We start from the raw sequence: 20,728 nt of genomic DNA, 5'->3' as shown, positions 1-20,728 counted from the left end.
AGGTTGTATGAGGTCTATTGTGCCGCTATTTGACGGCACAATCAATAGTGTCTCGTTGTGAAAGTTCTGCAAATCCCGGCCGCATCCCCATTTCTGGGAGCAGGGGCGCGGATTCCGCTCAGCGTGATTCAGGTGGCCCGCCCGGACGCGAACTCCGAAGTATGCCGCGACATGGGGGCCGGCGCCCAATTCGCGGAGCCTGCACCGAGTTTCAGCGGTGGCGTGCCTGGCCACCACCCGCATATTCGGCCACGGTCGGACAGCGTAATGCTTGTCGCGCGGGAGTGTTTCCAGCAGCGGGGAGGATTTCGGGGTCTATGCGAGCCGGCGCTTCTCAGATCGGCAGATGGACGACGCGCTGTTCCCGCTCACCGTCGAGGACATCGGCCTGCCAGCGTTCGTTCCAGATTTCAGCGTCGGCCACGCTCAGGGCTGACGCATACTTTCCTGACCCGTGCGGCGAGGGCCGCATGCGCCAGGAACTGTGAGCGCGGACCGGGCCAGCGCAGCACCGGCTCGCACTGTCGGTTGTCCTCGGCCGACATATGGATCACATGCTGTGTCCCGAGCGGGTCGATACGACAATTCTTGTACCAGCCGAACGGCATCAGATGTACCTGCTCACCGCGTTCCTCCAGCCGCTCGGCGACCTCGGTCAGTACGTCGAGAGCCTCGGCGAGTTCGGAGAGCACATCGAATCCCGCTGGCGTGCTGTGTCTTTCGCCGGGTCGGGGCAGGCACACGAAGCCCTCGACGACGATCGGTCCGGCATCGGATTCGGTGACCATGCGCCGGAGCAGTTGCACGGCGGTGCCCGCGAGTGCGCGGTCGCCGCGATCCACCCCGATCGTCACCAGCAGGCAGTCGTGGAAGTATCGGCGTGCTCCGATCACCGACGGTTCGATATCAATGGCGCACGGGCTCGCCATCGTCACCGTGTATTCGACGGTGCGGCAACGATTACTGACAATGCGCATCGGCTACCTCCGGTCCGCTCCTCCGGCCGCCTCGACGGCTCCGGCGGCATCGAGGTCGACAACGGCTGTCGCCGTGCAGGATGCCGGCCGGGTCGCGGGAGAGCCGCTGTTCGAAGTCCGCGGTGGTCTTCGTGAACTGCTTTCCCGGTAGGCCCGCGACCTGGGCGATCTCGTTGTAGCCAACGGTCAGTTTCCACCGTATCGAGGCCCCGCTGGTCTTATCCGTGGTGTCGAACGCCTCGACCACCGCACTCGGATGGTCGTAGCTCAGCACAGCGGTCAGCAATCGGTGGTCAATTCTCGACCGGTCACCGGCACATCGGCCGCACGGACGGCCTGTGGACGGGTGACCGCTTCCCGCGCGAAATGACCACCGATGCGGATGATTCCGCGCACCACCGCGAGTGCCGGGTACCGGGTCGGTGCCTCGGACTGCAACGGATCTCCTCTGCTCGGCGGCCGCTCGGATGTGCTTCAACCGGCAGATTCGCCGGACGCGGGCCGCCGACATCGGACCCTATAGCAGCCGCGCGGCGGGAACATCCGTCATAGCCCGTGGGAATATCCGCATCGGACGGCGAAATCTCGCGCTGAGCGGGGGGTGTGCATTCTGCGTAACGTCGCGCGGACGCATAGGATCTCCTGAGTGCAGGGTCCCCTTATCCCCGTATTCGTCGGTCGAGATGCCGAGGTCGAGCGTGTTGTCGCGCTCAGTCTGCGAGCGACTGCGGGGAAGGGGGTGGTGGTGCTTGTCGAGGGCGAGCCTGGTATCGGTAAGACCGCGCTACTCGATGCGGCCGTTGCTCGATATGCGGCCGACGGCCTGAGTGTGCGCCGGGGAGCCGCGAAGGAGTTGCAGTGGCAGGTGCCGTTCGCTGCCGTGTGTTCCTGGCTGGATAGCGACCGCGGTTCCGATCCGGTGCGTGCGCTGCTGCGCAGTGGGGATCGAGCGGGCGACGGCGCGGCGACGCACGAGTTCGCGATCAGCGAGGCGATCCTCGATCTGGTCGATACCTGGTGTGCCGCTGGTCCGGTCGCGTTGATCATCGACGATGTGCATTGGGCGGACCGGCAGAGTCTGGCGGTGCTGCATCGGATCTGTGGGGTCATCGACGATCTGCCCCTGCTGCTGATGCTCGCGGCGCGTCCACTGCCGAGGGACACCGGATTCGTCGCGTTGACGGCCGAACTCGCGGAACGTCGTGCGCCGACGCTTCGGCTCGGCGCACTGCCCGAACCTGCGACGACGGAACTGGTTCGCCATATGGTCGGTGCGATTCCAGGGCCGGGTTTGATGCGGCAGGTGGTCGGTGCGGGCGGGAATCCGCTCTACATCACGGAATTGGTGGCCTCTCTGTTGCGCGACGAGGCGATCACGGTGGTCGCGGATACCGCTGATCCGACCGAATCCGCCGATGATGAACGTCCCTCCGCATCGCTGGCGGGGGCGATCACGCAGCGGCTGGAATTCCTGTCACGTTCGGCGCGGCAAGTCCTTCCGATGGCCGCGGCACTGGGGCCGACGGTGTACGTCGCGGAACTGGCCGCGGTGCTGGACAGTCCGATCCTGGAAATCTGGAACGTCGTCACGGAGGCGACGGACGGCGGACTACTCACCCGTGCCGACTCTGAACTGGTCTTCCGGCACGATCTGATCCGTCAAGTGCTCGCCGATCAGCTGCCCGATTCGCTGCGCGCCGGATTGCTGCGCCGGGCCGGACAGATCCTGCTGGCCACCGACGCACCGATCGAGCGGATCGCCTACTACCTGTTGGCGGGGGAGAACGAGTTCGACAAACCGACGCTCGACTGGTTGATCGCGGTGGCCGACAAGTTGATCGTGCGCGTGCCCGAGATCGCGGTGCAGCTGTTGCAGCGCGCGGCCGGCATTGCGGACCTCGGCATGCGTCCGATACTGCTGCGGCTGCATACCCAGGCGCTGCTGTGGAACGGTCGCGCGGTCGAGGCCGAAGCCCTGGTGCGTGCGGCGTTGTTGAGCCGGCCGCAGGACGATATCGAACTGCGGTGGTTGCTGATGCAGGCCTGCCATGCGCGGGGCGATCTGCGCGAAGTGGTTGCCGTCGCCGAAAAGGCCCTGGCCACACCGAATCTCGCGGTCGAGGATGCGGGCCGGTTCTATGGGATGAGCGGACTGGACAACTTCTTCCTCGGTCGATTCGATGCGGCGGAGGTAGCAGGTAAGCAAGCGGTGGCGATCGGGGAGGCTCACGAGAACCCGATCGCGACCGGCTACGGGCTGCTGACGTTGGGCGCTCTGCGCTATACCCATGGCTATCTCGACGAGACGCTGGAGCTGAGCAGCCGGATCCTGGCGGTATTCGAGAGCGGGTTCGGATCCGACCAGTTCGATCCGTATGTGCTCTACGCGCACTGCTTGATCGAGCTCGATCGGCTTGCCGACGCGGAAGAGTTTCTACACAAGGCCATCGGACACAATCGCCGGATCAACGGTGTGTATCTCGGTGCGAATCTGGCCGCCCAGGCACGGCTGTATGTATTGAATGGTCGCTGGGACGATGCGATGGTCGAATGCGCCACGGGTCTGGCGGTGCCCGACGTCTTCGGTTACGCCCCGATTCTGCACAGCCTGGCCGCGCTGATCGGAATCCATCGCGGCACCTTCCAACCGGATCCGGATGATATTCCGCCACCGACCGACCAATTCGGGAGCAGCGGCTACGCGCAGTTCTATTCGTGGGTCAAGGCATTGCTGCTCGAGACACGCGGCGATCCGCGTGGTGCGCTGGATCTCCTTGTCGATGCGCACCGGCGACTGGCCGACGGTTTGTCGGCACCCACGCTGTATTACATCTATCCGGACATGGCCCGGCTCGCCGCCGACATCGGTGACGAGGGCGCTGCCCGTTCGGCGGTTGTGGCATCGACAGAGCTGCTGGCGCGTCGGCCGACGGCGGCCCGAACCGGTACCGCCCTGCTGTGCCGCGGCGTCGCCGAGCGCGACCCTGCTCTCCTTCGCGCGGCCGCCGCCGAATTCCGACAGGCGGGACGACCGCTCTACGAGGCGCAGGCATTCGAGAACGCCGCCGTATTGTTCGCCGCGGATGGGCACGCCGCGGATGCCCGCAGCGCCCTGGATGCTGCGGTCGAGCTCTACACCGGCCTCGGCGCGTCCTGGGACACCGCCCGCGCCGTCGCGCGCATGCGCCCGTACGGAATTCGCCGCGGCGTCCGCGGACCCCGCAACCGCCCCAAGTCCGGACGCGCCGCCTTGACCGATACCGAACGCAAGGTCGCCGCCCTGGTGGCCGAGGGCTTCTCCAACTCCGATATCGCCGCCCAGATGTTCCTGTCGCGCAGGACAATTCAGTCCCACGTCTCCAACATCCTGGCGAAGCTCGGCATCACATCCCGCCGCGACATCGCCGCCGCGCTATCGGGAAAGTAGCGCTGCCTTCGAAAGTCGTTGGCGGCGTGTGGCGGATCGATTCTCACGGTGCGGATGTCGACCTGATCGGTTTTACTTGGCACATGTCATCAATTGCCGCAACCAGTGGGCTACCCCCGAGGTTTTCCGGTCGTCTGCGTAACACCAAGCGCTTCATCGGAGAGCCGATTGCGCTTCTGTCCGACGCTATGACGCGGTACGGCAACGTTTTTGAGCTCCAGCTGCTGAACGGGAACATGGTCGGGGTCACCCATCCGCACCACATCAAGTACATCTTGCAGGAGCGCATGGCGAACTTCACGCGCGAGACCCAGTTGTACGACACCATCGAACCGTTCGTGGGGCGTGGACTGGCGTCGATCGCCGACCACAGCCGGTGGCGACGCAACCGGCGCCTCGCTCAACCTGCGTTCCATCACAAGAAGATCAGCGCGCTCAGCGAGATCATGGTGGCCGAAATCGACTCCATGTGTGACGAATGGGCCGAACATGCCCGCGCCGGGCGGGCAATCGACCTCGGCGCGCAGATGAGCAACCTGACATTGCGGATCGTGGTGCGCTCGCTGTTCGGATTGGACCCGCACGGCCCGGAGGTCACCGGCCTAGCCCGCGAAATGCACAAGATGCTTGCCGAATTGGGGAAGTTCGTGCAAATGCCTTTGGTGCCGTTGAAGTTTCCGACGCCGAGCCACCGCCGCTTCTGGCGGGCGATCGACGCGATGGACGCCATCGTCTACCAGGTGATCGCCGATTTGCGCGGCTCCGACAACAGTGGCCTGCTGTCCATGTTCATGAACGCCACGGACGAGGACACCAACGAAAAACTCACCGACCAGGAGCTGCGCGACGAGGTCGTCACCATGCTCTTCGGCGGTCACGAGACCAGCGCGTCGGCACTGACCTGGGCGATGCTGCTGTTGCAGTCGAATCCCCTTGCGCGCCAGCGGCTCTGCGCCGACGTCGACAGTGCGTTGCCCGACGGGCGTGCCACCATGGCCGACCTGCCCGCGCTGTCCTACAGCAAGCAGGTGCTGGAGGAGGTTTTGCGGATGCAGCCACCGGCATGGATGGGGCAGCGTCGCGCCGTCGAGGACGACGAGATCGCTGGCTACCGCATCCCGGCGGGCACTCCGGTGGTGTACAGCTACTATCACGCGCACCGAAACCCCGAGTGCTGGGACCAACCCGACATCTTCGACCCGGACCGCTTCGCGCCCGCCGCCGTCGCCGCCTGGGACCGGAACGTATACCTGCCCTTCGGCGCGGGCGGCCATCTGTGTATCGGCAACGCCTTCGCGATGATGGAGATGCAATTGGCGCTGTCCACCATCGCCCGGCGGTTCGAGGTGACCATCGAGAACCCGGACTTCACCGCGATGTCCGGCCTCACCCTCAACCCCAAGTTCCCCGTCATCGCCAAGGTAATCGAACGGCGATAGCTGAAGGTCCGACACCGCAATTCGACTGCGCTCGACGGGAGGTGCCAGACCCGAGACTCGGTTACCGCAGAGGCCGATTGGATGAGGTGCTAGATCCGTTTGATGGTCGCGAACCATGCTGGTGCGCCGTTGTCGTGGTATCTGGTGTCGAGCCGATCCGGTTCGATCGCGACGACCTTCCATCCATTGCCCGAATTGAACGCCGCTGTCAGTTCCTCCGGGCTGACGGGGTGTGGGCCGGTATCGGGACCCTCGTTACTGAAGCACAACACGTACAGGGTGCCACCGTGCTCGGTCACCGACGCCAGACTCGTCACGTATCCCGGGCGTTCGTCCGTGTCGAAGGTGTGGAACAGTCCGCAGTCCAGCACGGTCTCGAACCCGCGCCTCAAACGGTCCAACCGCAACGCATCGGCCGCGATGAACTCCACATCGATGCCGCGCTCGGCGGCCTTCGCACGCGCGATCGCCAACGCCGTCTCCGCCACATCGACGCCGAGCACCGAAAATCCCAGCGCCGCAACGTACAGCGCATTTTCCCCGCTCCCGCACCCCGCATCGAGCACTGCCCCCGCGAACCCGCCTTCAGCCCCCACCCGCATTATCGCCTGCTGCGGCATGCCCACATCCCAAGGCGCAGGCCCGTCCTGATACGACGCGTCCCATGGCCGCCCGGTCATCCGCTCATGACTGGTCGGCCGCCGTGCCCCCCGCGAATCTCCTGACACCTACGCCACCTCCCTACACGAGATAGCCCCACCTCACATCGTTGCACGCATAAGCCCCCTGCACGCGGCGTTCCGCCACAACACAGCTGGTCAGACGATCACCATGCGTTCTTGGCTGCATCGCCCGAGAGCCCTCCCCGCTGATGCATGGTGATCATCTATCCAGTTGCGGGCCTGCCGAGTTATCGGTCGGTCGGGATCGACACCCGCAGCCCGGTCTTGCCGAGCAGGCGGCGGCGTATCAGAGGTTCCGGTCGAAGTGGGCGACGGCTCGCTCGATGGCGGGCAGCACGTAGGTGTCGTTGTCGTAGAGGTCGATGTGGTTGCTGGTGTCGAGCAGCAGAAGTTCCTTGGGCTCGGGTGCTTTCGCGTAGGCCGCTTCGGCATCGCCGACCGGAATGGCCTGGTCGCCGCGGCCGTGCACGATCAGCAGCGGAGTGGTGAGCAGCGGCAGGTAGGCGTCCACGTCCAGGGTCAGCTCCTGCAGCACCGACAGTGCGGTGCAACGGTTTTCCCAGCCGGGGCGCGCACCACGGTGGGTGCCGTAGTACTCGAATGGTTCGGGTCCGGGATTGCCCGCGGGCATCCCTTCCGGATTGACCGCCGGCCAGTACTCGATTGCACCGGAGTCGAACTGGCGCTGCGTGATCTGCGCGAACTGATCCATCAGCGCGGCGAAATTGTCCGCCCCGAAGCGATTCCGGATCAGCGTCGGATTGTTGTAGGCGGCGGCGATGAGGGCCACAGCCTTGATCCTCGGATCGAATGCGGCCAGTTGCGTCGCGTAGATCCCGCCCAAGCACACCCCGCAGAGTGTGATCTTATCGGCGTCGACCTCCGGGCGGGCTGCCAGGAAGCTCACCGCGTACCGCAGATCGGCCACCTTGGCGATGGCATCCTCGTGCTGGCGCGGCAGGCCCTCGCTATCGCCCCAGTTGCGGTGGTCGAAGGACAATGCGACATAGCCGCGCTCGGCGAACCGCTCCGCGTAGTAGCCCGTAACCTGTTCTCGCACACCGGAAAACGGTCCGGTGAGCACTACTGCGCCGCGTTCGGTGCCCGATTCGGGCAGGTGCAGATCGCCAACCAGGCGATGTCCGTCACTGGTGAACTCGATCTTTTCGATCCGCGTCATGGTTATCCCTCTCTTATGGCCGGACAAAGACACTAGGTGCACTCGGCGCGGTCGGTCTTGTACGTTCTTGCGCGGCACTCGAAGTCCAGCTCCGCCGTGCGGTGCCGCGGAAGCTCGACCGGTAGCTCGCCGGTGTGATGCCGTAGGCGGCGGTAAACACACGAGTCAGGTGTGATTGATCGTGAAAGCCTGTCGCATAGGCGATTTCGGCGATATCCATATTCCGGCGCAGCATCCATCGGACGTAATCCAGGCGTAGGCGAACATGCAGTTTGTGCGGCGGCAAACCGAAATGTGCCGTGCAGGCTCGAACGAGCTGATACTTGCTGGTGCCCGCAACGGAACTGAGCTCGTCGAGCGTCACGTTGCGAGAGACGTTCTCGCGCAGGTAATCCCGAACGATCTCCGCGACCCTGCCGACCGCATCCGATCCGGGAATCTCGGCGCGGTCCGAACGCAGCGCCAATGCCGAGACGAACTCCAGCAGCCCACCCTCCCGGCCCAGCGCGGAACCGGGACGGCCACCTGGCCGGTGCAGCACAGTGTGCAGCGAGCGGAAATGGTTCGCCACGGCGCGATCGCCGATGACGACATCCCCGAACCGCATTGCCGCCGTCGGCATGACCTCGGCGATCAAGGCAGGCGACAGACACATCATCCGCCAGTTGGCCGATTCGAGGTTATCGGGTGCCCCGGTATGCGCGTCATCGGCATGCAGCGCGATCAACTCGCCCGGCGCCGCGTGATGGACGGCGCCACGCCTGCGAACGGTGAAGCCGGAGCCGGTCACCTGAACCAGCTTGATCTCCTCGTGCACACTGTTCCGATACGACCGCGCCGGGCCCGCCACCACCATGACATCGGATACGTCATCCGGCACGAACGGCGTGCCCGCGATTCGTTCTGGTCCCATTCGGCCACCTTGTTCGAACTCGCTGGATACGGTGCTACGCCACGATATCGCCGACCCCGACGCTCGCCGTGGTCATCCGCCTGGACCGGGTCTCGTCCGTCCCCAACAGAAGATGGCCGTGAACCTCTCCGAACTGGGCATTGATCCGTAGCGTGTGGGCGCGGGTGGCCAAAACTTAAGCCGATGTAAATGTGCGATTCGCCGGTTGGCGGGGGTGTGGTGGTGGCGTCGACAATTCCGTTGTCGGAGAAGTGGACCGCAAGGTTTGTACTCCACACCTGACCTTGCGTCGGCGTTCAGCATCGATCGGAGTAAGCCAGTGCGGCCTCACGTCAGTATCGACATCCAACTCTCCGAAGACGATCTCGCGGCCGCACTGCGTGCCGATGTCCTGCGGGGACTGACCGGGAGCCGGAAGTGGCTGCCGTCCAAATGGTTCTACGACGCGCAGGGCAGCAAGCTGTTCGAAGCGATTACCGAACTGCCCGAGTATTACCCCACCCGCACTGAGCGAACGCTGCTGCGCCGCTCTGCCGATGCGATCGCGTCGGCCGCGGCCGAGGCCGGGGAACTGATCGAACTCGGGTCGGGTTCATCGGAGAAGACGCGACTGCTGTTGACCGCATTGAGTGCGCACAAATCTTTGAAATCCTATCTGCCGCAGGATGTTTCCGAATCCGCGCTGCGGGCGGCGGTGACCTGGATCCACGAGGAGTATCCCGAACTCGCCGTGCACGGGGTGGTCAGTGACTTCACCAGCATGCTGCATACGCTGCCGCGCGCTGACCGGCGAATCATCGCGCTGCTCGGAGGCACGCTCGGCAACCTGGTACCCGAGGAACGCGCGGATTTCTACCGGTGTGTCCACGAGGTGACCGAGCCCGGCGAACAACTGCTGCTCGGAGTCGGTTTGGTGGTCGATCCGGCCGTCATGGTCCCGGCATACGACGATGCCGCGGGCGTGACGGCCGAATTCAATCGGAACATCCTGCATGTGGTGAACCAGCGGCTCGGCGCCGACTTCGAGCCCGACCGATTCGCGCACATAGCGGTATGGGATCCCGACAACGAGTGGATCGAGATGCGGCTCGAGGCCACGGCCGACATGTCGGTCACGGTCGCCGAATTGGATCTCGTCGTCGAGTTCGCGGCAGGGGAGCAGCTGCGCACCGAAATCTCGGCGAAGTTCCGGCTGACCGAATTTCATCGGGAGCTCGAAACTTCCGGCTTCCAGGTGCAGCATTCGTGGACCGATTCCGATGATCGGTTCGCGCTGGTTCTCGCCTGCAGAGGATGAGCGATCTCGTTGCACCGAACCGGGTTGCGTCCGCACCGCCGCGCCTGCGTTCGGTCGCCGGACGCTGGGTTGTCGCGGCGGCGGTGCTCGGTTCAGCCGTGGTGGTGCTCGACGCGTCGGTCGTCAATATCGCGGTGCCACGGATCGGTTCGAGTCTTGGCGACAATGTGGCCGACCTGCAGTGGGTAGTCGGTGGCTACACACTGGCCTTGGCATCGCTGATTCTGGTTGGCGGAGCATTGGGGGATCGGCTGGGTCGACGCACGGTATTCATCTGGGGCAGTGTCGGTTTCGCGCTGGCATCGCTGTTGTGCAGCTTGGCCTCTTCCATGGAAATGCTCGTCGCGGCCCGGGTAGTGCAGGGGATCGCGGGTGCGCTGATCACTCCGGGCAGCCTGGCATTGATCTCGGCCTCGATCGATCGTCGCGACCATGGCGCGGCAATCGGCTTGTGGGCGGGGTTCATCGGCGTTGTCGAGGCGGTCGGACCGATTGTCGGAGGCTGGCTGACGGAGCTGGCCGGGTGGCGCTCGGTATTTCTCATCAACGTGCCGTTCGCCGTGGCCGTGACAGTCGTAGCGGTGCGCTACCTTCCGGAATCGCGGGATGCGGATGCGCGGCCGCTCGATCTGCCGGGTGCGGTGACCGCCGTGGCCGGGCTGGGTGCGCTGACCTACGGGTTCATCGGTGCGCGAGGGTGGATTTCGCTGCTCGGTATGGCACTGCTCGGGGTATTCGCGTTGATCCAGGTACGTGGCGATCACCCGCTGCTGCCGCCCGCACTGTTCTCCTCGCGCGTATTCACCGCGGCCAACTTGGTGACCGCTGCGGTATATGCGGGTCTCGGCGGCGTCTACTTCCTGCTGCCACTGCAATTACAGATGGTTGCGGGGTACTCGCCGCTGGCGGCGGGCTTGGCGACGGTGCCGATCACCGGGATCATGCTGGTGTCGTCCGCGTCGGCCGGTAGGTGGGCGCAGCGCCACGGCGCGCGTATCCCGATGATCCTCGGGCCCGCGCTCGCCGCGCTCGGTGCGGTATTGCTGACCGAGATCGGCCCGCGCGCAACTTATCTCAGCGCGGTACTCCCAGGGACCATCGTGCTCGGTGTCGGATTGGCGGTGTTCGTGGCTCCGCTGACTGGTGCGGTGTTCGCCGCGGTGTCGGCAACGGAATCCGGGATCGCCTCCGGGGTGAACAATGCGGTCGCCCGCACCGCACAATTGCTCGCCGTCGCCGCACTGCCGGGGCTCGTCGGCATTTCCGGCGCGCGGCTCACCGATGCCATTGCCTTCGGCAGTGGCTTCCGCATTGCCCTGTTGATCTGCGGCGCGCTGCTTCTTACCGGTGCGGTGCTTGCCGCGACGTTGATGCCGCGATGGTCGGAACCACCGATACGGCGACCGGTCGGATGATCGAGCCTGATGCCGCGATGGTGGCAATCGTCGATGATCGGTTACGCGGTGTGACTCGCCAGGACGCTCATCGCCATTGCTGCTTCGTCATCGACCGGTTTCATTGCCATGGCAACGGGATTCCACCGGTAGCCATAGCTGTGGATGGTCGTAATCAGTCCCGGGCGGTTCAACTTGGTCCGCAGCGCATTGACGTGCACGTACAGCGAATGCGATACCGCGACGAACGCATCGCCCCAAATGCGATCCAGCAGCTGCTGACGGCTGACCGCCGCACCGGGCTGCTCCAGCAGGGCGCGCAATACCGCGAACTCGACTCGAGTCAGCTGCACCTGTCGACCGGCGACCTCGACTGTCTCGGCTTCCAGATCCACCCGAACATCGCCCGCGACGACCGTCGTTGTCGGCTCGGGCACGGCGGGCACCGGGAGGCGTCGCGTGATCGCGTACAGCCGAGCCGCCAACTCGGCCACCCGCGGCGGTTTCACCAGGTAGTCGTCGGCGCCACTGCGCAACGCCCGCACCACAGAGCGCTCATCGGTATCAGCGGTGAGCATGACCACCGGCACCGAGCTGACTTCGCGCAGTTTGCGCAGCGCCGTCAGTCCGGACATATCCGGTAGCTCGAGATCGAGGATGACCGCGTGATACCGATGATGCGCGACCAGCAGGTCCGCACCCCGACGCTTGCGATCGGCATGGTGCCCACGCACGCGCAACTTGTGCACCAGTGCGTCGCCCGTATCGTCGTTGCCGTCGACCACGATCACCCGCATACCCGATCCCTCTGCATTCGAATGCTTTGTGCCCGGCCGATTTCGAAAGGTTCGAGCGGTCGCATTTCGGACACTAGGGCAGTCGGGGAGTTGGATCATCCGCCATTTCGGGTGGGAATATCCGCATCGATTCGCCGCGGATCGCCGGGTGGTACATCATCCGGCCCACAGGGTGCCGTCGCGGCTGGTCAGCGGGCTCGAGCAAGTGCGACACCGGGCCCGATACGACGAACGAATAGTACGGATATTTCGGTCTGGTGGGGCGGATGTTCCCGGTGGACATGTGCCATAGCGTGCCGACTATCGAGAAGAGGTCAGCCATTGACGTCCTATGGTTTCATCCTCCGCCTGCGGCCGGATAGGCGATGGCCCGCGAACCTGGCCAATTCGAATGTGCCGATATCCAACGGTACATCAACCGTCGATTCATTGTCCAGTTATAGCAGACTCCCCACGGATGGGGAGGTCCATCGTTTCCGGCGGCGTCGCTCGAGTCAGAATTGGCGAGGGCCGACCGGCATGGCGAAGAGGTCATTTCCATCTATCTGTCCGTTGCGTACAGACATATCCCTGAACGGTCTGGGAGAAATCTGAGATGTCGAATCCACGGAGGCAATAAGAGCTTCAGCAACTGTTCATCGAATAACTGAGCATGGCCGCGGTTCGCCGCCGTGCGCGATTATGGCTGCGCCGGTTCGGCGCAGTATCAGGCTGTAGCCGTGTGATTTTCGGCTGTCAGCGAAGCGGCGCTGTATTGAAGTTGAGGGCGGCGTCGGCTATCCGAGCGGTTTATTTTCCGCGCCATTTCGTCTTTAGCAAATCTTAAGATAACTGTTAAGTAACAACATTTAACACATTGTGAGATCTGCGTTAATGTTTCCTCCTCCGGTGGAGCCGCCTTGGTCACATGCGTAACGTCCGTTCCCGGAGAAACCTTCGATGAATTATTCATCGCTACCAGCGATGATCCTGCGTACATTTCTTGGAGCAGTAAATGGACACTGATACCAGATCGGCATCGTTAGTGCCGGGAGTCGCGGCTGTTCTCGCTTCTGCGCGGCGACCGGAAAGCGCGGCGGATATCCGGGCTCGCTTCGAACGGGCCAGTGCGAAGGTCGAACAGGCGTCGCGCCACGCCTGGACCAACCGCACATTCAACAAGGTGCTGTGGGATGCGATCGTGGCCGAGGGCATTCTCGACCTGATCGATGCCGGTGATCAGGCCGGCACGGTCGCGAATTTCGGTGCGGCGCTGGAAGGTATCGCGGCAGGCAGCGGTGATCCAGGTTTTACCATCGTGCCGATCACCCACGGTCTGCTCGGCATGGGAGTGATCGCGGAGGCGGCCGCACCCGAGGTGCGTGAACAGTGGTTGCGTCGATTGTCGACCGGTGGGGAGATCCTGGCCTTCGCGCTGAGCGAGGAACACGGCGGCACCGACGCCCTGCGCCCGCGCACCACCATCACCCGCGATGGTGAGGATTACCGGCTCGACGGCGTCAAATGGCATATCACCAGCGCGCCGGTCGCGGATGTGGCACTGGTGTGGGCCAAGGACGCCGAGAATGGCGAACTTGTCGGCGTCTTGGTGGAGACCGCGTCGCCAGGGGTGTCGGTGACGCCATTGGAGCCCGCGGGCACCCGATCGGCGCCGGTCGGTCGCTATGCGTTCGAGGGTGTGCACATCCCGCATCGGAACGTCCTCGGCCGGGGCCGGGGCAAGGAACTGCTCAATGCAGCGCTGCGCCGGGAGCGCATCATGGCCGGCTTCGTCGGGACCGGTGCGATGGATCGAATGTTGCAGCACGCCATGCGCTTTGCCGCGACGCGCGAGGCAGGCGGCAAGGTCATCGCCTACCATCAGCACATCCAGCGCCGCCTGTGCGATATCAAGTTGCGCCTGGACAGTGTCCGCATGCTCACCGCCGACGCGGTAGCCAAAATGGCGGCCGGGCAGCGCTACACCCTCGAGGCCTCGCAAGTGAAGATGACCTCGATGCGGGCCTGCATGGATGCGGTCACCGACACCATCCAGATATGCGGCAGCTACGGCGTCCAGGAGGACGCGGGGCTCTATCAGATGTGGCTCGACGCGGTCTGCGTCAGCATTGCCGGCGGGACCGAGGAAGCGCATCGCCTGGTGATCATGCAGGAATTGGTCCGCGACTTCGCAATTCGCGCCGCCGCGGAATCTGACCATGCGAATGCGGCCTGAGTGAGCGAGCCAGTCAACACGGCCGCCGTCACGGTGGAGCCGAGTGGCGGCGAGGTGGAGATATGAGGAAGTGCTGCGAGCGGGCAGTCGATGCCGCTGGGCATTGCTCGGTGGTGGCGGAGCCGAGCGTGGACGAGGAGGAGACGTGAGCGTGCACGACAACGTCGCCGAGGCCACGCCCCGGCCGCGCGGTCTCGTGATCGCCGCACTGTGCGGCACGAGTTTCCTGGTCGGGATGGACAATACGATCCTCAATGTCGCGTTGCCGACACTGTCGCGCGAACTCGGCGCCTCGACCAGCGTGTTGCAGTGGATCGTCGATGCCTACACCCTGGCCTTCGCGGTGCTGCTGCTGACCGGCGGCACGCTCGCGGATCGGTTGGGGCGCAAGCGCGTTCTGGTGGGCGGGTATCTGCTGTTCCTGCTCGGCGGCGTCGTCGCGGCAGTGGCCGCGGACAGTGCGACACTGATCGTGGCTCGCCTGGTCATGGGAGTCGGTGCGGCGGTGATGGTTCCGGCCACCTTGTCGACCATCGCGACCATCTGTGACACCGCTGCCTCTCGCGCGACGACCTTCACCCTCTGGGCGGCTCTGAACGGGGCGGGCGTTGTGGTGGGTCCGCCGCTCGGTGGACTGCTGCTGGGCCACTTCTGGTGGGGTTCGATCTTCGTGGTGTTCACCGGCGCGGTGCTGCTCGGGTTGATCGCGGTGCTGGCGCTGGTGCCGGTCACTCGGGCCGATCAGGTTCGCGCCATCGACTGGCTCGGCACGGTGACTGCTGCATTGGGTTGCGGTGCACTGGTTTTCGGTCTCATCGAGGCGCCCGAGCAGGGCTGGACCGCGCCGAGCACACTGGTGGCGCTCATCGGTGCGGTGGTGATCCTGGCGGTGTTCGCCGTCGTGCAGGTTCGAAGCAGGCAGCCGATGCTGGACCGGCAGTTGCTCGGTGGCTCGAATGTGCCGATCGCCATGTTCAGCCTCGGTGCGGTCTTCCTCGCGATGTTCGGGGTGCTGTTTCTGGTAACCCAATATCTGCAGTCGGTGCGGGGTTATTCGCCGCTCGCCGCGGGGCTGACCTTTCTGCCCGGGGCACCGGCGATCGCGGTCGGGGCGCGGCTGGGGCCGATGCTGCGGCGGTCGCTCGGATCAGGCGGTGTCCTCAGTGCGGGACTCACGATCATGCTGGCCGGGCTGGTGTACGGACTCACCACCAGCATCGAGTCGTCGGTGGCGCCCACGCTCGTGGTGTTGGTGATCGGCGGGCTCGGCTACGGGATGGTGCTGAGCGTTGGACAGGACACGGTGATGGGCGCATTGCCGCCGCGCCGGGCCGGTGTCGGCGGTGCCGCGAACACCACGGTGATGCAGGTGGGCGGATCGATCGGGGTCGCCATCATCGGAACTCTGACGGATATCTGCTATCGCGCGAATCTGACACTGCCGCAGTCTCTTCCAGCCGCGCTGGCCGATGCGGCACGCGATTCGGTAGGGCAGGGTGTGGCGGTGGCCGACCGCGTCGGTGGGTCTGCCGGGGCGCTGCTGATGCGCGACATCCACCTTGCGTTCATCGACGGCTACCGGGCCGGGCTCATCGCCGCCCTGGCCGTCGTGCTCGTCACGTTGGTCGCGGTGCTTATCCAAGCCGCCCGCTCCGGCGGTCGCTCATCTGACGATCGGCAGCTGGGCGCGGACGCGTTCGAGGAGCACGACGCGCTCGCGGGAACCGAGATGCCGCACCAACGGGCCGGATGACAACCGAAACCAATCTCGAGCCGATGCGCTCATTGATCGACTATGCGGAGGAATCATGACGGAAACGACCGAGTACCGGGGAGCATCCCAGGATGCCATTCAGCACCACTACGATTTCGGAAATTCGTTCTATGAACTGTGGCTGGATGCAGGTCTGAACTATTCGTGCGCGCTATGGGAGGACGGCGACACCCTCGAGCAGGCCCAGGTGCGCAAGATCGATTACCTGCTGGAATCGGGCGCGGCGCGCGAATCGCAGCGCATTCTCGATATCGGTTGCGGTTGGGGCAGTCTCATGCGCGCGGCCCTCGACCGGTACGGAGTCTCGCACGCTACCGGAATCACCTTGAGCAGTCAGCAATACGACCACATCAAGGGTTTGTCGGATGACCGCATCGATGTTCGACTCGAGAGCTGGGTCGACCATCAGCCGGACCAGCCGTACGACGCCATCTTCTGCGTCGGCGCGATGGAGCACTTCGTTCGATTCGGGTCTTCTCGACAGGAGAAGGTCGCGGCCTATCGGCAGTTCTTCGAGCACTGCTACAAAATTCTGAAGCCGGGTGGACGGCTGGTCGTGCAGACGATCGCGAAGGGCAACCGGCCGATCGACCACGCCGTCATCGCCGATAACGCCTTCCTCTGGGCCGAGATCTTCCCGGAATCCGATATGCCCAGGTTCGCGGAGGTGGCGCACGCGGCAGAAAAATTGTTCGAGGTGCGCTCGGTAGTCAACGGGCGGGAAGACTACGCCAAGACCTGCCGGGAATGGCTCGAACGACTTCGGGCGAATCGCGATAAAGCGACCGAAGTCGTCGGCGAGGCCTCCGTCCACACCTACGAGCGGTACCTCGACGTCTCCGCCGGCCAATTCGACAACGAGCACCTGGTGCTGCTCCGGTTCGCGTTCCGGAGAGTTCCCGAATAGTCGCATAGATACGTGGATCCGCAGCCGTCGGCTGGGACCTCGGGAGAAAGGAAGTAATTCATGAAGAAGATCAGCTCGATGACCACACGCGTGGCCGTGCTCACACGAATCGCAATTATTGCTGCCGCCAGCACAGGTTTGGCCTCGGCCGCAGCAGGCGTCGCGAGCGCGACCATCGAGAGCGATCGGGCGATCAAGCGTGATCGCGTCGCGGTGGTGTGGGATCGCTGAACGTGTTCGGTCTACTTCGGGGTCGGCGCCGTCGGGCGTCGGCCCCGCAGATCCAGCCCGGGCCGGCAGATGAACCGGGATATGAGCGAGCCGTGAACGGCTACGAAATTCTCGCGGAGGTCGTGCGGTTGCCGATCAGCACCTGGCGGTACGAATGGGAATCGCCGGATGTTCGACACCTGGGTCCGATGGCACAAGACTTTCGGGCTGCCTTCGGCTTCGGGGACAGCGATAAGCGGATCTACAACGTCGATGCCAGCGGTGTCGCGCTGGTTTGTATTCAGGCTCTGCACAACCAGATCGCCGAACTCCGCGCGGAGCTCGACCAACTGCGTGCGAAGTCGTGAAATCGAGTATTTGCCCTGTCCGAAACAATGATGTCTGGGATTGCCGAATGGGAAATATTGCCAAGTCCGTGCGAGTGGTTGCCGCAGCCGATGTCGCGGAGGTCGTTGGACCGCAGGAGCAGCATCTGCTGCCCTGCATAACGAGGGATACCTGTGGTGCCGAAGGCATTTCGGCGGCCATGGTGAATATGGCGCCGGGGAAGGTGGCGCGGGCGCACTATCACGCGCGTAGTGAGACCATCGTGTTCTGCGTGACCGGACGTGCGGTGACACTGATCGGTCCGGAGTTGGAACCCTATGTGCACGGGCCGGGCGAATTTCTGTACATCCCTGAGGGCGTGGTGCACGTGGCGGTGAATCTCAGTGACACCGAGGGTTTGGTGGCGGTGGATATTCGCACCGACCCGCTGTTCAGCGATGACCTGGTGCTGACGCCGGAGTTCGATGCCGCGGCACTGGAAGTCGCCGCGCGACTGCGGCGGGAGTTGGCTCGGGTATGAGCACTGGTGTCGCGCTCGGCCGGGAAACGGCCATGCGCAGCGGGCCGATCGACGACGCATTCGCGACATTGGCGCGCCGACCGGACGTGATCTCCTTCGCGGTCGGCGCGCCGGATCCGGCGCTGCTGCCGGGGGATCTGGTGGCGTCACTGGCCGCGGCCGCGATCGCGAAGTACGGGAATACCGCATTGCAGTACGGACTAACGCAGGGTTTCCCGCCGTTGCTGGAGCAGGCGCGAATACTGTTGTCCGGCCGTAGCATCGGATGTTCGCCCGAGCGGGTGCATATCGCCACGGGCGGATCCGGTGCACTGCACAACATCTGCATGGCGCTGCTGTATCCCGGCGGGGTGGTGTTGGTGGAGACACCGACCTACGGCCCCGCGGTGAAGGTGTTCCGCAGCCACGGTGCGCTGGTGGTCGAGGTCGCCTCCGATGCGGATGGCATCTTGCCGGAAGCGCTGGACAATGCACTGGCACACCATGATCCGGCGTTCGTCTATCTGCTGCCGACCTTCCAGAACCCGACCGGGCGGACCATGTCCGCGGCCCGGCGCGCGCAGGTGGCCGAGGTGATCACCAGGCACGATGTACTGGTCGTGGAGGACGATGTGTACATCGACCTGCGGTATCGGGGTGAGCCGCTGCCGACGCTGTGGTCTTTCGCGCCGGACCGCACCGCCTACATAACCTCGCTGTCGAAAACCCTTGCTCCCGCGTTGCGTATCGGCATCGCGGTGCTGCCCGACGACCTGCTCGAACCGGTACTCGCCCTCAAACAGGGCATCGATATGCAGACCTCCGCCTTCAATCAGGCGATCGCCGCCGAATTCCTCGGCACGTCAGTGGGATCCGCGCATCTGAGTCTGCTCGTGGAAACCTATGCGGCCAAACTGAATACGGTGGCTGCCGCGTTGGAAAAGTACTTTCCGGCCGGATTCACCTGGACGGAACCGGATGGCGGAATGTTCGTATGGGTCGAGGGCCCAACCGATTTCGACGCCGACGCGCTGGTTGTTCCAGCGTTGCACAGGGGAGTCGCATTCCTGCCCGGATCCGCGTTCTTCGCTGCTACCGATGCGCCACGCAATGCGCTCCGGCTGAGCTTCGCCACCGTGCCCGAACATCGGATCGAGCCCGGCATCGAACTGCTGGCCGGACTGTGCGCATGAGTATCGTCGGAGTCTGGGAAGTGATCGCCGACGGCGCGCCGTTCGGCTACCACGTCATGACCTTCCACGCGGATGGCACCATGCTGCAATCGAATCCGGACCACGGCAACCGAACCACCAGCGACAGCAACGGCATGGGCACCTGGAAGGCTGACGGCGCAACGGTGTTAGGCGCCTTCCTCGAATTCACTGTCGACCGTGTGGATCCCGAGTTGGTGCAGAAGGGAATCGTGCGTTTCGAGCTGATCGTGCACGGTGACGAGTTCACCGGATCGGCGAGCGCGACGTTCTACGACCTATCCGGCACCCCACGCCGCGGCCCGCTGACCGCAGACCTCGCCGGTCGCCGGTTCGGTAATCCGGCGCTGTCGAGAATAGTATGAACATCCTCATACCCGATGGTATGATTGGAGTATGAAACGGATTACCATCAGCATTCCCGATGATGTGGCTGCCAAGGCCGAGGCCGCCGTCTCGCACGGTGAAGCCCCCTCCGTATCCGCTTGGTTTTCCGATATTGCCCGCCGCGAACCCGACTGGGCCACCGCGCGGGAGATCGCCGACGAACTCGCGCGCGAGGCCGGCGTGACAGACGAAGATCTCGCCTGGGCGGACCGGGTGCTCGGACTCGACGACGCCGAAATCGGCGGTGCCGCATGATCATTCTCGATGCGGGGGCGCTGATCGGCATCGAGAAGGGAAACGCACACGCAACCGCGCTGATCAAGCGCGCTATGGATAACAGGCTGCAAGTGCACGTGCCGGCTACTGTGCTCGCACAGGTGTGGCGTAACAGTCCCCGTCAGCATCCGATCGGGCGGCTGCTCGGTGCGGCTGGTGTGGAGATCATCGACCTCGACCGACGCCATGCCCAAGCCGTCGGTGCGCTCCTCGCCGGTTCCGGCACCGCCGATGTGGTGGACGCGCACGTAATCGTGTGCGCTCGGTTGACCCGCGCCCGCGCCGTTATCACCTCCGATCCCGGCGATCTCCGCGCTCTCGACCCGGACATTCGGCTCGAGGTGGTGTGACCGTGAACGGCCGCATTCTGAAACAGCTTCGGAGTGCGGCCGCTTGTCGTTGAACCTCGGTGGACGCCGCGGCTTTCCCACTGTCGTGAGCTCGGACCGAAAGGTCGTCGCTGCGGTCAATGTTCGAGTTCGGTTCAGGGGATGGCGATGGGGAACGGGGAGTCGATGGCGATGCCGTCCGGGTTCTCGTGGGTCCATTCGTCGGGGAGAATATAGTTGGCCGGGCGCAGCGGAGGGACACCATCCGGTAGTTGGACGTGCCCGATGTCGAGGCCGTAGGCGCGTACCGTTGCGATGGCGCTGGATTCACGATCCAATGTCACTTCCCAGTACGACGGAATCCCGGCGCCTGCATAGCGGCCTTTCTTCGCCTCGATATCGGTCTTGGTGTTCGAGGGAGTAGCTGCCGCGCGAGGCGCGCGACAGCCTGTCCAGCGATTTCTA

General features: G+C 64.4%; 22 protein-coding genes. 14 read left to right on the top strand and 8 right to left on the bottom strand.

Annotated features, from left to right (window positions below; translation table 11 throughout):
- Window positions 1-410: 410 nt before the first annotated feature.
- From OIE68_RS19605 to OIE68_RS19595, 3 genes are read right to left on the bottom strand one after another with little or no spacing between them, the layout of a single operon-like run.
- A complete protein-coding gene (locus OIE68_RS19605) occupies window positions 411-977 on the bottom strand; it encodes a hypothetical protein (protein ID WP_327100808.1) in 567 nt (188 codons plus the stop codon).
- Window positions 961-1,263, bottom strand: coding sequence for a hypothetical protein (locus tag OIE68_RS19600; RefSeq protein WP_327100807.1), 303 nt, complete (start codon window positions 1,261-1,263; stop codon window positions 961-963). The genes OIE68_RS19605 and OIE68_RS19600 overlap by 17 nt, the downstream gene beginning before the upstream one ends.
- Window positions 1,257-1,415 carry a hypothetical protein gene (locus tag OIE68_RS19595; protein ID WP_327100806.1) on the bottom strand — a complete coding sequence of 53 codons (159 nt, stop codon included), beginning with the start codon at window positions 1,413-1,415 and terminating at the stop codon, window positions 1,257-1,259. The genes OIE68_RS19600 and OIE68_RS19595 overlap by 7 nt, the downstream gene beginning before the upstream one ends.
- Before the next feature lie 208 nt (window positions 1,416-1,623).
- Here OIE68_RS19595 and OIE68_RS19590 point away from each other — a divergent pair, with 208 nt between their 5' ends.
- Window positions 1,624-4,404: a helix-turn-helix transcriptional regulator gene (locus OIE68_RS19590; RefSeq protein ID WP_327100805.1), complete on the top strand. Its 2,781-nt coding sequence runs from the start codon at window positions 1,624-1,626 to the stop codon at window positions 4,402-4,404.
- Between the two features lie 83 nt (window positions 4,405-4,487).
- Window positions 4,488-5,843: a cytochrome P450 gene (locus tag OIE68_RS19585; RefSeq protein ID WP_327100804.1), complete on the top strand. Its 1,356-nt coding sequence runs from the start codon at window positions 4,488-4,490 to the stop codon at window positions 5,841-5,843.
- An 89-nt stretch (window positions 5,844-5,932) separates the two neighbouring features.
- Here the strand turns inward: OIE68_RS19585 and OIE68_RS19580 are convergent, their stop codons facing one another.
- From OIE68_RS19580 to OIE68_RS19570, 3 genes are all read right to left on the bottom strand, one after another.
- On the bottom strand, window positions 5,933-6,523 hold the full coding sequence (locus OIE68_RS19580; RefSeq protein ID WP_327101727.1) for a class I SAM-dependent methyltransferase: 591 nt from the start codon (window positions 6,521-6,523) through the stop codon (window positions 5,933-5,935).
- 289 nt (window positions 6,524-6,812) lie between these two features.
- Window positions 6,813-7,706 (bottom strand): alpha/beta hydrolase, encoded by an 894-nt coding sequence (locus tag OIE68_RS19575; RefSeq protein WP_327100803.1) that lies wholly within the window; start codon window positions 7,704-7,706, stop codon window positions 6,813-6,815.
- 13 nt (window positions 7,707-7,719) lie between these two features.
- A complete protein-coding gene (locus OIE68_RS19570; RefSeq protein WP_327100802.1) occupies window positions 7,720-8,619 on the bottom strand; it encodes an AraC family transcriptional regulator in 900 nt (299 codons plus the stop codon).
- A 319-nt stretch (window positions 8,620-8,938) separates the two neighbouring features.
- Here OIE68_RS19570 and egtD point away from each other — a divergent pair, with 319 nt between their 5' ends.
- Both egtD and OIE68_RS19560 read left to right on the top strand, forming a co-directional pair.
- Complete coding sequence (egtD, locus tag OIE68_RS19565) at window positions 8,939-9,916, top strand: L-histidine N(alpha)-methyltransferase (protein WP_327100801.1); 978 nt, start codon at window positions 8,939-8,941, stop codon at window positions 9,914-9,916.
- The gene (locus OIE68_RS19560) at window positions 9,913-11,331 is read left to right on the top strand and encodes a DHA2 family efflux MFS transporter permease subunit (RefSeq protein WP_327100800.1); all 1,419 of its coding nucleotides are present in this window, start codon (window positions 9,913-9,915) and stop codon (window positions 11,329-11,331) included. The genes egtD and OIE68_RS19560 overlap by 4 nt, the downstream gene beginning before the upstream one ends.
- Before the next feature lie 41 nt (window positions 11,332-11,372).
- Here the strand turns inward: OIE68_RS19560 and OIE68_RS19555 are convergent, their stop codons facing one another.
- The gene (locus tag OIE68_RS19555; protein WP_327100799.1) at window positions 11,373-12,107 is read right to left on the bottom strand and encodes a response regulator transcription factor; all 735 of its coding nucleotides are present in this window, start codon (window positions 12,105-12,107) and stop codon (window positions 11,373-11,375) included.
- 994 nt (window positions 12,108-13,101) lie between these two features.
- Here OIE68_RS19555 and OIE68_RS19550 point away from each other — a divergent pair.
- The 10 genes from OIE68_RS19550 (at window position 13,102) to OIE68_RS19505 (ending at window position 20,284) form a co-directional block, all read left to right on the top strand.
- Window positions 13,102-14,322 carry an acyl-CoA dehydrogenase gene (locus tag OIE68_RS19550; RefSeq protein WP_327100798.1) on the top strand — a complete coding sequence of 407 codons (1,221 nt, stop codon included), beginning with the start codon at window positions 13,102-13,104 and terminating at the stop codon, window positions 14,320-14,322.
- Window positions 14,323-14,467: 145 nt separating this feature from the next.
- Window positions 14,468-16,075, top strand: a complete 1,608-nt coding sequence (locus OIE68_RS19545) for an MFS transporter (RefSeq protein WP_327100797.1) — start codon at window positions 14,468-14,470, stop codon at window positions 16,073-16,075.
- A 55-nt stretch (window positions 16,076-16,130) separates the two neighbouring features.
- Window positions 16,131-17,003 (top strand): cyclopropane-fatty-acyl-phospholipid synthase family protein, encoded by an 873-nt coding sequence (locus tag OIE68_RS19540; protein WP_327100796.1) that lies wholly within the window; start codon window positions 16,131-16,133, stop codon window positions 17,001-17,003.
- A gap of 60 nt (window positions 17,004-17,063) precedes the next feature.
- Entirely contained in the window at window positions 17,064-17,234 is a 171-nt protein-coding gene (locus OIE68_RS19535) for a hypothetical protein (RefSeq protein ID WP_327100795.1), read from the top strand.
- Between the two features lie 92 nt (window positions 17,235-17,326).
- Window positions 17,327-17,581 (top strand): tail fiber domain-containing protein, encoded by a 255-nt coding sequence (locus OIE68_RS19530; RefSeq protein ID WP_327100794.1) that lies wholly within the window; start codon window positions 17,327-17,329, stop codon window positions 17,579-17,581.
- A 47-nt stretch (window positions 17,582-17,628) separates the two neighbouring features.
- Window positions 17,629-18,081, top strand: coding sequence for a cupin domain-containing protein (locus OIE68_RS19525; protein ID WP_327100793.1), 453 nt, complete (start codon window positions 17,629-17,631; stop codon window positions 18,079-18,081).
- A complete protein-coding gene (locus OIE68_RS19520; RefSeq protein WP_327100792.1) occupies window positions 18,078-19,253 on the top strand; it encodes a PLP-dependent aminotransferase family protein in 1,176 nt (391 codons plus the stop codon). Before OIE68_RS19525 ends, OIE68_RS19520 begins: the two co-directional genes overlap by 4 nt.
- Window positions 19,250-19,636, top strand: a complete 387-nt coding sequence (locus OIE68_RS19515) for a hypothetical protein (protein ID WP_327100791.1) — start codon at window positions 19,250-19,252, stop codon at window positions 19,634-19,636. Before OIE68_RS19520 ends, OIE68_RS19515 begins: the two co-directional genes overlap by 4 nt.
- A gap of 31 nt (window positions 19,637-19,667) precedes the next feature.
- Window positions 19,668-19,913, top strand: coding sequence for a hypothetical protein (locus OIE68_RS19510; RefSeq protein ID WP_327100790.1), 246 nt, complete (start codon window positions 19,668-19,670; stop codon window positions 19,911-19,913).
- A complete protein-coding gene (locus OIE68_RS19505) occupies window positions 19,910-20,284 on the top strand; it encodes a PIN domain-containing protein (RefSeq protein WP_327100789.1) in 375 nt (124 codons plus the stop codon). Before OIE68_RS19510 ends, OIE68_RS19505 begins: the two co-directional genes overlap by 4 nt.
- A gap of 134 nt (window positions 20,285-20,418) precedes the next feature.
- Here the strand turns inward: OIE68_RS19505 and OIE68_RS19500 are convergent, their stop codons facing one another.
- Window positions 20,419-20,601 carry a hypothetical protein gene (locus OIE68_RS19500; RefSeq protein WP_327100788.1) on the bottom strand — a complete coding sequence of 61 codons (183 nt, stop codon included), beginning with the start codon at window positions 20,599-20,601 and terminating at the stop codon, window positions 20,419-20,421.
- Window positions 20,602-20,728: the final 127 nt, after the last annotated feature.

Source organism: Nocardia vinacea (assembly GCF_035920345.1).
GTDB lineage: Bacteria > Actinomycetota > Actinomycetes > Mycobacteriales > Mycobacteriaceae > Nocardia > Nocardia vinacea_A.
Note: the sequence above shows the minus strand (reverse complement) of the source record. Positions and strands in the feature narration are given on the sequence as shown.